The following is a 14,407-nucleotide window of genomic DNA, read 5'->3' as shown; positions in this document are numbered from 1 at the left end:
CCTTCTCTTACTTTTTAGGGGGGCTGATTTATGGCGAGTGATCTGAGATCGGACTGTCTGGAAATAGCCACTTACAGCATAGGCGAGAACATGCCGCAAAAAGCCACCTTGGAGGCTTTGGGGAAACTGGATATTGGAGACAGGATCACATGTCTGGCGGTCGGAAAAGCCGCCTGGCACATGGCGAAAGCCGCCGACACCGCTCTGGGAGACAGGATAGCTCGTGGGATCATAATAACGAAAACAGGACACCTCAAGGAGGATATCCCGGGTTTTTTCGCCATGGAGGCAGGACACCCAATCCCGGACGACAGAAGCCTTAAAGCTGGAGCCCTCGCTTTGAGCTTGGCCTCGTCTTTGGACGAGCAGGACCACCTCATGGTGCTCCTGTCCGGCGGGGGGTCGTCGTTGATGGAATCCCTGATGCCAGGCATAAATCTGGAAGACCTCATATCGATCAATCGGACCCTGTTGGAATCAGGGGCCCCGATAGAGGACATAAACGTCGTCAGAAAACGTCTGTCCATGGTCAAGGCCGGTAGACTGGCCCTGGCAGCGTCCCCTGCTAGGGTCACGACGCTGATACTCTCCGACATCGTTGGCAACGATCTGGAGGCTGTGGCATCGGGCCCGACCATGCCGGACAGGGCCACAAGAGAACAGGCCTATATGATCGCAGATAAGGATCGACTTTACCTGACCCGGGCGATGAAAGAGGCCATGGACATGGAGACCCCCAAGACGCTTACACTCTCCGAGACTATCTCGGTCGGAGACGTGACGAAGCTTTGCTCCGCTGCAAGCGAGAGGGCGATGGCTCTCGGATATGAGACGACGGTGCTGACCGCCAGCCTCAGGTGTGAGGCTAAAGAGGCTGGGTCTTTTCTAGCGTCTATAGGGCGATATCACGCTGGTAAAGGACCAAAGGCCTTCATCTTGGGAGGGGAAACGGTCGTCCACGTCAGAGGAGACGGCCTAGGCGGCCGAAACCAGGAGCTGGCCTTGGCCGGGGCAATAGACATCAGAGGTATAGAGGGGATAGCCCTAGCGTCCATCGGGTCGGACGGGACCGACGGACCGACCGACAGCGCTGGGGGTATCGTTGATGGACAAAGCTTCTTCCGAATGGTCGAAGCCGGTATAGATCCCAAAAAAGCCCTGGAGGAAAACGACAGCAACCGAGCTTTGATGGCATCGGGAGACCTGGTGGACACGGGGCCGACAGGGACAAACGTAAACGACCTTGTGGTGATGTTATGCACATAAAGGGGCGGTCGAGAAAGTCGACCGCCCCCTATTACGCTACTCCTCTTCCAGGCTGGACTGTCTCCTGGCTATGACTTTTTTGGATATATCCTCCGGGACTGGATCGTAGTGGGAGAACTCCATGGTGAAGTTACCCCTACCGGAGGTCATAGAACGAAGCTGTATGGAATACTGGAACATCTCGGACATGGGGACCTGAGCCTTTACCACCTGAAGACGGCCTATAGAGTCTATACCCATGATACGGCCTCTCCTGGTGTTCATGTCGCCCATAACGTCGCCTAGGTAGTCGTCGGCCACCGTGACTTCTACGTCCATCACCGGCTCGAGAAGCACAGGAGACGCCTCGGCGATGCCTTTTTTGAAAGCCAGGTGAGCGGCGGTCTTAAAGGCCATCTCCGAGCTATCTACGTCGTGATAGGAGCCGAACACCAAGGTGGCCTTGAAATCCACCGTACGGAACCCAGCGAGGACCCCTTTGTTCAGGGCCTCTTTGAGCCCCTTCTCGACGGCGGGAATGTACTGTCTAGGCACCGCACCGCCCACTATTTTGTCCTCGAAGACGAATCCCTCTCCCGTCGGAAGCGGAGAGAACTCGATGTGGACGTCGCCGTACTGACCGTGTCCACCGGTCTGTTTTTTGTGTTTACCCTGAGCCTTGGAGGTCTTTCGGATGGTCTCCCTGTAGGGGACCTCCGGTGTCCTTACGTCGAGATCGACACCGTAACGCTCTTTAACCCTGGCTAGGACTATATCGAGATGAAGGTTTCCCATGCCCGACAGGACGTTATCGCCAGTCTCGGGGTTCTTCTCAAAACGGAGGATAGGATCCTCTTCCATCATCCTGTGCATAGAGGTGGAGAGCTTGTCCTCGTCGGCTCTGCTCTTGGCGTCGACCGCCACGCTGTAGACCGGATGGGGAAATTTTATAGGCGGGAACACCGCAGTGGCTCCCTTTACGGAAAGGGTATCGCCGACCCTGGTGCTCTGGAGCTTAGGTATGGCCACTATCATCCCGGTAACCAGCTCCTTGACGTCCTTGCCTTCCTTGCCCTGCATGACCTTGAAGCCGCTTATACGTTCCTCTTCCTGGCGGTTTACGTTGTAGATGTTCTGATCGGAGGTCAAGGTCCCCGAGTTAACCCTTATAAAGCTCAGCTTGCCTACGTAGGGATCCACCATAACCTTGAAGCACAGGGACGAAAACTGCGCGGAAGGATCGGGGGACACGACAGTCGCCTCGTCTCCGTCCACCGCTGGCCTTGGTCGGCTCTCCAGAGGCGAGGGAAGCTCATTGGCTATGACGTCAAGAAGCTGGGGAACACCGACATTGGCAGTAGCGGAACCAGGAAGGATAGGGAATATCTTCCTGGCGACTATGGCTTTTCTGAGATAAGGCCACATTTCCTCAAGAGGGATCTCCTCGCCGTCCAGATAACGCATCATCATCTCGTCGTCCTCTTCGACGATGCTCTCGACAAGCTGGCCCCTCTTGACGTTCATGGCGTCCTTCATATCCCCGGGAACGGCGACTTCCTCAAATTCCTTGGAGCCGTCGCCTTTGTAGATATAGGCTTTCTCCCTAAGGACGTCCACTAGGCCTTTGAAGTTGGACTCGCTACCTATAGGGAGGTAGAAACTCTGGGCCTTGCCGGACATCTGCTCCTTTATGTCCTCTACGGTGCGAGCGTAGTCGGCGTGGTCTCTGTCCATCTTGTTGACGAAAAACACCACCGGAACACCGAAGTCCTCGGCGAACTCCCAGGCCTTTCCGGTCTGGACCTCCACACCGTCCACAGCACTTACCACTACCACCGCCGAGTCGGCCACCCTCAGGGAAGACCTCATCTCCCCTAAAAAGTCGGCGTACCCTGGAACGTCCATGAGAAACACCGATTTGCCTTCGTGCTCCAGGTTCGCCAATGCGGTGCTGATGGATATCTTACGCTTTTGCTCTTCAGTTCCGAAGTCGGTCACGGTGTTGCCGTTATCCACGGTCCCAAGCCTGCTGGTTACGCCGGCGTCAAAGAGCATCGCCTCGGTCAGAGAGGTCTTGCCTGCTCCTCCGTGGGCGACAATAGCGATCGATCGAATGTCCTCTGGCTTATACCCCATCTTCGTACCTCCTTGAGAGTGAGCGTTTATTTCGTTCTGTATGGTACTCCGCTTCCAAGATAGCCCTGACGAAAAAGAGGCCCCTCGATGAAGCTTTCACTACCTCACTATTGTACCAGAAAGGCAGGTCTAAATCATAGGGACAGTTCAGAATCGAGAATTTCCGACACTTCCCTGGGATCCGCCTGACCTCTGGCCTCCCTCATTATCTGACCTTGAAGAAACTTTTTCTTCTTGTCCTTTTTGTCCTGACCGGCTCTGATAACCTCGACCACGTCCTGATTGCCCTCGATAATCGATCGAACGACCTGAAGCAAAGCATCCCCTGTGAGGGCCCCTGCGGTTACCCCACAGCTCTCTATGGCCTTCTCCAGCTCCATACCGGATACCATCCCATCGAAGACCTCTTTGGCCGCGGTGGTGGAGATTTTTTTATCCTCGACCAACCTAAGCAACCCTGCGAGGGATTTGGGGGAAATGGGGAAGCTGGAGATATGGCCACCACCTTCGTTTATCACCCTTAACACCTCGGTCCTCACCCAGTTGGAGGCCCTTGAGGGAGAGGCCCCGTGGGATACGCAGTCCTCGAAGAAATGGGCCAGATCGACCTGCTCGGTCAGCACCCCTATATCGTCGGAGGGAAGGGCGTACTCCTCCTCGTATCTGGCCTTTTTCTCCCAGGGCAGTTCGGGCAGGGACCGGGCTATACCGTCTATAAACTCCTGAGACAGCACCAGAGGGGGAAGGTCTGGCTCGGTGAAGTAGCGGTAGTCGTTGGACTCCTCCTTGCTCCTTGAGGAGCTGGTCACACCGGCACTGTCATCCCAGTTTCTCGTCTCCTGTTTTATCCTTCCACCATCGGAGAGAATGGCCCTCTGTCTCTCTATCTCGTATTCCAGTGCCCTCTCAAGTGCCCTCAGGGAGTTCATGTTTTTTATCTCAACCCTGTCGCCCCATCGTCCGTCGGAGACCTTTTGGGATATGTTGGCGTCGACCCTCATGGACCCCTTCTCCATGTCTCCGTCAGACACCCCGAGATACCTGACCATCTGTCTGACCGTGGAGACGTAGTCTTTGGCCATTCTGGGGGACGTGATATCCGGGTCGGACACTATCTCAGCCAACGGTACGCTGGAGCGGTTGTAGTCGACGAAGGATTGGGTCGACCCCACGATCCTGCCGTCGGATGCCCCGTGGACCAGCTTTCCTGCGTCCTCCTCCAGATGAAGCCTGGTTATGCCGACCTTGTGAGGCTCTCCATCGTCCCCAACCAGGGTGAGGGATCCCTTCTCGGCTATGGGAACGTAGAACTCGGAGATCTGGTAAGCCTTAGGAAGGTCGGGGTAGAAATAGTTCTTTCTGTCGAAACGGGTTACTTTGTTTATGCGACACCCTAACGCCAGTCCCGCCCTGATTCCAAGCTCCACGGCCCTCTCGTTGAGGACCGGGAGGGTTCCAGGCTGTCCGGTGCAGAGGGGACAGATATTCGAGTTAGGAACGGCACCGATATAGTCGGTGGAGCAGCCGCAGAACAGTTTTGTCTTCGTAGCGAGCTGGACGTGGATCTCCAGCCCTATGACCGTCGTAAAGGTAAGAGACATCACACAACCTCCCGGGCAATCTTGGCCTTGCCGAACCGCCGCTCCATGACCGCGGCGGTCCCGATAAGCTCTTCCTCTCCCCATCTAGGGCCTATGAACTGGACCCCTAGAGGGAGCCCCTCCTTGGAGAAACCTACGTTCATCGAAAGCCCTGGAAGCCCTGCCATGTTGACCGGAATGGTGAAGACGTCGGCCATGTACATTGCCATAGGATCGTCCACCAGCTCCCCTATTTTAAAGGCAGGGGTCGGAGAGGCGGGCAGGACTATGGAGTCCACCTGCTCGAAGGCCCTGGCGAACTCCTCTTTAATGGCCTTTCTGACCTTCTGGGCCTTCAGGTAGTAGGCATCGTAAAACCCGGCGCTGAGGACGTAGGTTCCGGTGAGGATACGACGTTTGACCTCATCGCCGAACCCCTCTCGGCGGGTCTTGAGGTAAAGGTCCACCACCGAATCGGCCTCTTTAGAGGAATGGCCGTATCTAACGCCGTCGTAACGGGCCAAGTTGGAGCTCGCCTCCGCAGGAGCCAGGATGTAATAGCTGGCCATGCCGTACTCTATAGCCGCCTTGAGGGATATAGAGACTATCTCCGCCCCTTCGTCTCTACATGCCTGGACCGTCTCTTTCAGGGCGTTTTTCACCCTGGGATCGTAGTCGTAACTCTCTATTTCCTCTATAACACCGATTTTCTTGCCTTTAAGGTCCGATCTTCTCAGGGCGGAGGAAAAGTCGAATCTCGCCACGTCCTGGCTGGTGGAGTCCTTATGGTCCGGTACACCTATTACCTCCATTATTCGTGCGAGATCCTCCACTGTCCTGGCGAAAGGACCTATCTGATCCAAAGATGAAGCGAATGCCACCAGACCATAACGGCTGACCCTTCCGTAGGTGGGCTTAAGGCCGTAAATGCCGCAGAAAGAGGCAGGCTGCCTTATGGAGCCACCGGTATCGCTGCCCAAAGAGATAGGCACGTATCCCGCCGCAACGGCGGCGGCGCTTCCGCCAGAGCTGCCACCTGGGACCCTCTCCAGATCCCAGGGGTTAGCGGTCACGCCAAAAGCCGAGTTCTCCGTGGAGCCACCCATAGCGAACTCGTCCAGATTGGCCTTCCCTAAAACGATCGCACCGCCGTCGTTGAGTAGCTCGACCACCGTGGCGTCGTAAGGAGGCATCCAGCCCTTCAGGATCCTACTGGCACAGGTGGTCGGCTGGCCGGAGGTACACATATTGTCCTTGAGGATTATGGGAACCCCTCCCATAGGTCCTATGTCCTCGCCGGAAGCCAGCCTTGAATCTAGTTCCTTGGCCCTGGCGATGGCCTGATCCCGCCAGGTGGATATCATGGCGTGTACATCGGGCTCCACCTCGTCTATCCTGCCGAGACAGGACTCCACTACCTCCAGACAGGAGAACTGCCCCTCTTTTATACCCTTTGCGATCTCGCAGGCTGAAAGACGGTAAAGCATCAGCTATCCCCTCCTATTCTGGGAACCCTTATGAAGTTGCCCTCTCTGGAGGGAGACTGATCCAGTATGGAATCTCGATCCTCCCAGGAGACCACCTCGTCTTTCCTGAGCTTAAGGGGCTGAGAGTCCTCCAACGTAAAGGGATCTACGCCGGAGAGATCCAACTGGTCCAGCTTTCCAAAATAGTCCAGTATGGAGTTGAAGTGTTCCGTGAGAGGGGCCACTTCATCCTCGCCGACCTCAAGCCGAGCGAGAACCCCCACCTTTTTAAGGTCCTCAGAGGTTATTTTCACGTCTACTCCTCCTTCTTAGTTATATTCGACGATCTCCAAAAACTCTGTTCCTCGGAGAGATCGTTCCGACGAAGCCCATTTGAGCCCCTATACTCGACATGCCGTCGTGTAGTCGAATGGGGCGACAGGACGTCGCCCCAAGCCGAGGGGGCACAGGACGTTCCCTCCGAGGCGGTTCGTACGAAACAGGCAGGTCGAGTATACGATTGGGCCAGGGCGCAGGCGGAGCGGTCTCTCCGAGGAAACTACAACGTGAGTTTTTAGAGATCCCCTTTTTTCCGTTCGTCCAGGAGGGAATAAAAGCCCTCCTCGTCCAGGACCGAGACCCCTAAGGACAGGGCCTTCTCCAGCTTGCTGCCGGAGGATGCCCCAGCTACGACGTAGTCGGTTTTCTTGCTCACCGACGACGTGACCTTACCGCCAAGGGACTTGACCAGGTTCTGGGCCTCGGCCCTGCTGGACCTCTCCAGCTCGCCGGTAAAGACGAAGGTCAGCCCCTCAAGGGAGTTCCCCTTTGAGGCCCTCTCTTCCGATTCCAGCTTTACCCCCAGATCTTTAAGCCTATTGAGGGTCTCTTTATTTTTTGGATCGGAGAAAAACGCCGCCACCGAGGCACCTATCACCGGGCCTATGCCGTCAACCTGAGAAAGCTCCTCCGCAGAAGCCTCTCCCAGTGCATCCATAGACCGATATCTCTCCGCAAGCACATCGGCGACGCCCTTTCCTACGTGACGGATCCCAAGGCCTGCTATCAAGGCGGCCAGAGGACGGTCCCTGGAGGCCCTGATAGCCAGCACCAGGTTTGAGGCCGATTTAGGCCCCATCCTGTCCAAAGAGGCAAGCTGCTCCTCTCTAAGCTCGTATATATCCGCAAGATCCTTGACCAGCCCCGACTCCACCAGCTGGGCGGCGACCCTCTCTCCCAGACCACGGATATCCATACAGCCTCTTGAGGCAAAATGGCGGATCTCCTCGTTCATCTGGGCGGGGCATGACCGATTTGGACAGCGCAAAGCCGCCTCATCAGGTAGCCTGACCGCCTTCGATCCGCACACAGGACAGAACTGGGGCATCTCGAAAGGCTCCTCCGATCCGGTACGACGAGAGGTATCCACCGAGACGATCTCCGGTATTATCTCCCCCGCCTTTCGGACCACCACTGCGTCGCCTATCCTGACGTCTTTGGCACTTATCTCATCCTGGTTGTGAAGGCTGGCCCTTCTGACCACCGAGCCAGCCAGGTTAACGGGATCCAGTATGGCCACAGGGGTCAGGGCTCCGGTACGGCCCACGGAGATCTCTATATCTATCAGTCGGGTCATCCTCTCCTCGGGTGGATACTTGTAGGCCACCGCCCATCTGGGGGCCCTGGCGGTCCTGCCGAGCCTCTCCCACTGGGAAAGGGGATCGGCTTTGGCGACCACTCCGTCGGTGACGTAAGGGAGGGAGAAACGGTCCTCCTGCCACAGGGAGATAAAATCCTTAACCTGCTCCAGATCATAACAGACCTTCCAGGCCCTCTGGACGGGGAAACCTCTCTCCTCAAGCCAACGGAGGACCTCCCCTTGAGACTCAAGCCCCAGGGAGAGGGGATCGACGACGTAGTAGACGAAAAGGTCCAGCCCTCTGGAGGCGGCGATTTTAGGATCCAACTGCCTGAGCCCACCGGCGGCGGCGTTTCTGGGGTTGGCGAAGAGAGGCTCTCCCAGCTCCTCCCTCTCCTCGTTGAGACGGGCGAACCGCCTCTTGGACAGATAGACCTCTCCTCTGACCTCCAGGACATGGGGGACCGGCCCTTTTAGCTTTAGGGGAAGTGACTTGACCGTGAGGAGGTTGGACGTTACGTCTTCCCCTACCGTTCCGTCCCCTCTGGTGGCCCCCTTGACGAAGACCCCTTCTACGTAGGTAAGGGAAACCGCCAAACCGTCTATCTTGAGCTCACAGGTCCATGGGAACGGCTCTATCGAGCCCTGAGCCCTCCTCAGATAGCCCTCCAGCTCCTGGAGGTCGAACACATCGTCAAGGCTCAGCATAGGCTGGGAGTGGCGGACTTTCTCGAACTTATCCAGAGGCTTTCCTCCGACCCTCCTGGAGGGGGAGTCAGGGGATATTAAAGACGGTTGCTCCGCCTCAAGGCGGAGCAACTCCCTCATCAGAGCGTCGTAACCGTCGTCGTCTATCTCAGGCCTGTCCAGAACGTAGTAGAGATAATCGTGACCGGCGATGGCCTCCTTTAGGTCCTGATATCGCTTAAGGACCTCCGAGGGAATACTGTCCATAGGTATCACGCCTTGGGCTTCATCGTCGGGAACAGTATGACGTCCCTTATAGACCGGCTGTCGGTCAAAAACATTATCAGCCTGTCTATGCCGATACCGAGCCCTCCCGTCGGCGGAAGTCCCTGCTCTATGGCGTTGATAAAGTCCTCGTCGAAGGGATGGCTCTCGTCGTCACCCTCGGCTTTCAGCCTGGCCTGGTCCTCGAACCTGGCCCTCTGGTCGATCGGGTCGTTAAGCTCGCTGAATCCGTTGGCCACCTCGCTGCCACAGACAAACAGCTCAAACCTGTGGGTGTAGTCGGGCTTTTCCGGATCTCTCTTGGACAGAGGGGAGATCTCCGTAGGATGGCCCATGACGAAAGTGGGCTGGACCAGTTTCTTCTCCACGAACTCCTCTATCATCATCAGAAGGACCTTGAACTTGCTCTCGTTGCCCTCGACCGCCAATCCCTCGCCCTCGGCGATAGACCTGGCCTGAGCGTCGGTCTCTATGGCGTCGAAGTCCACTCCACAGTGCTCTTTGACCAGATCCACCATGGAGATCCTCCTGAAAGGCTTGGCAAGATCCAGCTCGGTCCCTTGCCAGTTCACGGTGGTGCTTCCTGTGGCGTCCACGGCGGCCTTTCTTATTATCTCCTCGGTGAGGTCCATCATGTCGTTGTAGTCGCAGTAGGGCCAATAGACCTCCATGGCGGTGAACTCGGGGTTGTGCATGGCGTCCATTCCCTCGTTGCGGAAGTTCTTCCCCATCTCGTAGACCCGGCCCATCATGCCGACGACCAGCCTCTTGAGGTGAAGCTCTGTGGCTATCCTGAGGTACATATCCAGGTCCAGGGCGTTGTGGTGGGTGACGAAGGGGCGGGCGTTAGCCCCTCCGGCCAGATAGGAGAGAATAGGAGTATCCACCTCTAAAGTGCCGTGATCCTCCAGTGTTTTCCTGACCGAGGAGATAATCTTGGCCCTCTGGCGAAACACGTCTCTGACCTCCGGGTTTGCTATGAGATCGACGTACCTTTTTCTGTAACGGACCTCCATGTCGGTGAGACCGTGCCACTTCTCCGGCAGAGGCCTGATAGCCTTACAGAGCAGGACACAGCGGGTCACCGCTATGGTAAGCTCTCCCCTCTTTGTCCTGAAGGGATGGCCCTCTATACCGACTATGTCACCAGCGTCGATCCATTTTTTGAAGAACCTGTAGCCTTCCTCCCCCATGGCGTCCAGCTGGAAGTAGAGCTGCATACTGCCCGTCTCGTCCTGGACGTTGGCGAAGGACGCCTTTCCCTGCTTACGGACGGTCATGAGCCTTCCGGCCACCGACAGAGGGACATCCTTCTTATGCTGGTCTACCTCTATATCGTCGTGTTCAGCCCTGATCTGGTTGAGCGACTGTTTGACGTCCCAGGTCTCGTGGACGTAGGGGTCGTATCCTTCCTCTTCCCTCAGTCTTCCTAGCTTATCGAGCCTCTGCCTGAGGATCTCCTCCTCGGGCGTCACCGTGTTCCGTTCCATATCGCTCATTCCATATTCCCCTTTCAAAATATCGCCTCCAGTCCAGAACCAGGTCCATCGCCTGAGGCCAGTCCGAGACGGAAGCTATAGATCTTTTGTAAGGTCCGCATCCGGGGACACCCCGAAAGAGACCGGACATAAAGCGTTTTAACATGACGAGGGCCACCCTCTCCCCGTGAAGGGACAACAGATCCTCGGCGAGGGAGGCGAAAAGCCCCGCCCTCTCCTCCAGAGTCGGCTCCTGGGGGAAAGGGCAATTCCCGATATTATAGCCCATTTTAGACCGAATTCGGGGAATGACGAAGGGATCGGATATAGCCCCTCTGGCCATAAACACCGAGACACAGCCCCCATCCATCATGTGCGATATCGACTCGAAATCGGTCATATCCCCCGAGGCGGATATCATACCGGGGAACCTCCGAGCCACCTTGAGAACCTCCTCGGGATCGGACCTCCCCTCGTACCTCTGAGGAGCGGTCCGACCGTGGATCCCTACGTTATCCGCCCCGGCATCTATAAGGGCAGAGGCGAACCTCAATGTGTCCGGTCCGTCTCCGTCGGGGACGATCTTTCGGATCTTCGGCCAGACCGGGAGCCCCAGGGATTTAAGCTCCCTGACCATATCCACCGCCACGTCCATTCTGTCTAAAAGCCTGGCTCCAGCCCCTTTTTTAAGCACCTTAGGCATAGGACAGGCCATGTTTATCCCTATGGCTTGAAAGTGATTTCCCAAAGAGAGAGCCACCTCTGCACCACCGACTAAAGTCTTCACGTCGCCGGCGAAAAGTTGAAGGACTAAAGGCCCTTCGTCAGGAGCACGATGAAGCATCCTCTCGGTCTTGCCGTTGTCCCTTATGAGCCCCGCACAGCTCACCATCTCGGTGTGAGCGAGGCCCACGCCCAGTCGCCAAAAAAGCCGCCTAACAGCCGGGATGGTGATACCAGCCAGAGGAGATAGCATCAGGGGATTTTCTATGGAGATACGTCCTACTGTTATCGCCATACCCTAAACCGCTCCTCCAAGCCTGGAGTATATCAGCCTCAGCCCCTCCAGGGTAAGCCAGTGATCCACGTAGGCGATGGTGCTGGACACCTTTGCCACCGTAGCGGCGTGGCCTCCTGTTGCGACGACGGGGCTCGTAACCCCAAGTTCGTCCCATATACGCCTCACCAACGCGTCCACCGCTCCTGCGGTTCCGTAGACCACCCCGGACTGGATGGCCGACATGGTGCTATCGCCTATGACCCTCTTCGGCGCCTCCAGTGCTACCTGAGGGAGCTTGGAGGTCTTTCCGAACAGGGCGTCCATGCTGGTGACAAGGCCCGGGGAGATAGTTCCGCCGAGATAAGCCCCCTCCGGCGATATTACGTCCAATGTTATGGCGGTTCCGAAGTCCACTACCACCAGAGGAGAGCCATAACGATGTACCCCTGCCACCGAGTTGACCAGCCTGTCCGCCCCTACCTCCCAGCGATTTCTATAGGCTACCTCTATTCCTAGATCCAGATCGGAGGACACCTTCAGGCAGGGAACGGACAGATAGTTCTCGATCGCCTCGGAGATAATACCGTCCAGGGAAGGGACGACGCTGGACAGGGCAGCTCCCTTTATCTCCGAAGGGGAAATAGAGGACAGTGTTAGCAGGTTTAAAAGCAGTATGCCCACCTCGTCGGAGGTCTTTCTCTCCGAGACCAGACGCCAGTGCCGGACCAGATCTTCGCCTCTGAAAAGCCCCACAACCGTCGTGGTGTTTCCTACGTCTACGGTTAAAATCATAAAGAAACGAGCTCCTCTCTCAATTGTAAAAATAAGCCACAAACAAAGCTAGGATCAGGGCTAAAACCCCTGCCCTCACCGGAGACACTCGAAACCGGATCGACAGTATCGCCCCGAGGGAGACACAGGAAAGGGTAACCATCCACGGAGACCATCGGAGGACCGGAAGACCTTCGACCATGGAGGCCCCGTATCCCCACAGGGCAAAGGCCCCCTCCGGGACTACAGCGACTAGACCCCCTCCTGGGAGGCCCATCAAAGAGGGAAGGGAGAACAGCACTGCCAGAGGCAAAAGCACGGAAAAAGCGGGCAAGGCCACCGTATTCAGCACCGCCCCAGCCAGAGGCACCGTCTTAAAGGCCCCGGATATCATCGGTGCGGTCACCGTCCAAAGGAGAGGACTGGCGCATAGAACGGTTATCCACCTACGTTTGACTTTTACGGTCATCAGAGCGGAAATAGCCAAAGCGGAAACCACCGATAGCCGCCATCCCAGATCCCAGAACCACCAGGGCCTGTACATAAGGAGCGCCAAAGAGGCAACCGCGACCGAGTTGACCACCGACGAGCGCCTGCCAAAGGCCAGGCCCCAAAGGGCCACCTGAACCATCAGCGCAGCCCTCAGGGCGCTTGCGGCAGCTCCGGCTAGAAGCACGTACATCCACATAAAGGCGGACACGATGATCCACTTCCATCGTCCCCTCCAGGGAAAGGCCCAGGCCAGGAGGGCGACCAGCCCCACGTGAAAGCCCGAGACCGCCAGGAGATGGGCGGTCCCCCATCGGCTATGGGGCTCGACCAACTCTGGATCCCTGTCGCCTAAAAGGGCCGCCAGAAGATATCCTCTCGTCAGAGGGGGCAAGGAGGATTGAATCCTTTCCCGAAGGACCGACCTCAGATAATGTATCCCTCCGCCGTCCCCTCGATATACCATCTCCTTTGGCACTAGAACCCCTGTCACCCCCCGGGCCAGCCAATATAACCTCTCGTCGAAAGGGTTTCCATCCCTGGGCTCCATCAGCGGCTCGATCCTGCCTGTCCATTCTAACTTCGTCCCCTCCAGAAAGGACCTCTCAGGTGAGACCTTGGCAACCACCGCTCCTTGGTCCCCTTTTATGACCATAGCCACTCTCTTTCCCCAGGATCTCTCGAGAACGACCTCGCCGGAGGCCATGCCAAGAGGAGGGGAGACCATGCCCATCCGAGCGGAGCACCACCAGGAGATGGAGAGGGATAGCAAGGCCACGGAGAGGGCGACGACCAACCTCCCTCTGTCCCACTTAGCACAGACCACCGACGATATTCCCAAGGAGATCAATCCAGCCACCGCCCCGGAGAGTATCGACGAGCCCCAGAGCACCGCGGAGATACAGGTCGCCGCCAGGATAACCAGAGAGGGAGCTTCCGCTAGAAGATCCAACTACCTCACCGTTACCATAGAACGGATGGAGTCCAGCTTTTTGGTCCCTATACCTTTGACTTTGATAAGGTCGTCCACCGACTTAAAGGGCCCTACGTCCTCCCGGTAGGAAACTATAGCCTGAGCGGTCTTAGGGCCTATCCCTGGAAGGGTCTGGAGATCATGAAGGGACCCTCTGTTAAGGTCTACCGTACCGCTCCTCCCGGTCCCGCTCCCTGAAGGAGGGGGCAAGGTGGACACCTTATATCCCCCTTGAGGTTGACCTGAAGGCAGCTGTGCCGTATCCCTCACCAAGCTCGGTCGAAGGGGAACGTGGACGTGCTCGCCGTCGACCAGAGGGGCGGCCATATTTATCCCCGTCTCGTCGGCATCGGAGGCAAGGCCCCCGGCGGAGTCCACCAGATGGAAGACCCTGCTGTCCGGCGGAAGACGGTATACCCCCGGCGATTTGACTCCACCGGTGACGTAAAGCACCCAGATCTCCGGTTCCTCCACTTTAAGCTCGGTGTTTTTAGGGGAGGAAAGGGCGGGCCCTGCGACGGCGGTGGGACCGTCGTCGTCGACCCATCGACCGGAGAAGGTCTTTATCACAATCCCCGCCACGCCAAAACAGACCAGACCGAACAGTATCAGACCTACCTGAAGAGCCTTACTTCTGCCTTTCAACTTAGAGACCTCC

Annotated in this window: 11 protein-coding genes; 1 reads left to right on the top strand and 10 read right to left on the bottom strand. The window is 57.0% G+C overall.

Features of this window, described 5'->3' with window-relative positions; genetic code table 11:
- Positions 1-30: 30 nt before the first annotated feature.
- Positions 31-1,266, top strand: coding sequence for a glycerate kinase type-2 family protein (locus B9Y55_RS05865; RefSeq protein WP_085544438.1), 1,236 nt, complete (start codon positions 31-33; stop codon positions 1,264-1,266).
- Positions 1,267-1,302: 36 nt separating this feature from the next.
- Here B9Y55_RS05865 and fusA read toward each other — a convergent pair whose 3' ends face one another.
- The 10 genes from fusA to B9Y55_RS05815 form a co-directional block, all read right to left on the bottom strand.
- Positions 1,303-3,381, bottom strand: coding sequence for an elongation factor G (gene fusA / locus B9Y55_RS05860; protein WP_085544437.1), 2,079 nt, complete (start codon positions 3,379-3,381; stop codon positions 1,303-1,305).
- A 134-nt stretch (positions 3,382-3,515) separates the two neighbouring features.
- Positions 3,516-4,982 carry an Asp-tRNA(Asn)/Glu-tRNA(Gln) amidotransferase subunit GatB gene (gene gatB, locus B9Y55_RS05855; protein ID WP_085544436.1) on the bottom strand — a complete coding sequence of 489 codons (1,467 nt, stop codon included), beginning with the start codon at positions 4,980-4,982 and terminating at the stop codon, positions 3,516-3,518.
- Positions 4,982-6,451, bottom strand: coding sequence for an Asp-tRNA(Asn)/Glu-tRNA(Gln) amidotransferase subunit GatA (gene gatA / locus B9Y55_RS05850; RefSeq protein WP_200806635.1), 1,470 nt, complete (start codon positions 6,449-6,451; stop codon positions 4,982-4,984). The genes gatB and gatA overlap by 1 nt, the downstream gene beginning before the upstream one ends.
- Positions 6,448-6,741: an Asp-tRNA(Asn)/Glu-tRNA(Gln) amidotransferase subunit GatC gene (gene gatC, locus B9Y55_RS05845; protein ID WP_085544434.1), complete on the bottom strand. Its 294-nt coding sequence runs from the start codon at positions 6,739-6,741 to the stop codon at positions 6,448-6,450. Before gatC ends, gatA begins: the two co-directional genes overlap by 4 nt.
- A 260-nt stretch (positions 6,742-7,001) precedes the next feature.
- Positions 7,002-9,020 (bottom strand): NAD-dependent DNA ligase LigA, encoded by a 2,019-nt coding sequence (gene ligA / locus B9Y55_RS05840; RefSeq protein WP_085544479.1) that lies wholly within the window; start codon positions 9,018-9,020, stop codon positions 7,002-7,004.
- 5 nt (positions 9,021-9,025) lie between these two features.
- The gene (gene lysS, locus B9Y55_RS05835) at positions 9,026-10,537 is read right to left on the bottom strand and encodes a lysine--tRNA ligase (RefSeq protein WP_085544433.1); all 1,512 of its coding nucleotides are present in this window, start codon (positions 10,535-10,537) and stop codon (positions 9,026-9,028) included.
- Positions 10,473-11,534, bottom strand: coding sequence for a tRNA dihydrouridine synthase (locus B9Y55_RS05830; RefSeq protein WP_085544432.1), 1,062 nt, complete (start codon positions 11,532-11,534; stop codon positions 10,473-10,475). The genes lysS and B9Y55_RS05830 overlap by 65 nt, the downstream gene beginning before the upstream one ends.
- 3 nt (positions 11,535-11,537) lie before the next feature.
- A complete protein-coding gene (locus tag B9Y55_RS05825; RefSeq protein WP_085544431.1) occupies positions 11,538-12,308 on the bottom strand; it encodes a type III pantothenate kinase in 771 nt (256 codons plus the stop codon).
- A 19-nt stretch (positions 12,309-12,327) separates the two neighbouring features.
- Positions 12,328-13,728, bottom strand: coding sequence for a ComEC/Rec2 family competence protein (locus B9Y55_RS05820; RefSeq protein WP_085544430.1), 1,401 nt, complete (start codon positions 13,726-13,728; stop codon positions 12,328-12,330).
- Positions 13,729-14,394 (bottom strand): ComEA family DNA-binding protein, encoded by a 666-nt coding sequence (locus tag B9Y55_RS05815; protein WP_085544429.1) that lies wholly within the window; start codon positions 14,392-14,394, stop codon positions 13,729-13,731.
- Positions 14,395-14,407 lie beyond the last annotated feature (13 nt).

This window comes from Dethiosulfovibrio salsuginis, from assembly GCF_900177735.1.
Taxonomy (GTDB): Bacteria; Synergistota; Synergistia; order Synergistales; family Dethiosulfovibrionaceae; genus Dethiosulfovibrio; species Dethiosulfovibrio salsuginis.
Note: the sequence above shows the minus strand (reverse complement) of the source record. Positions and strands in the feature narration are given on the sequence as shown.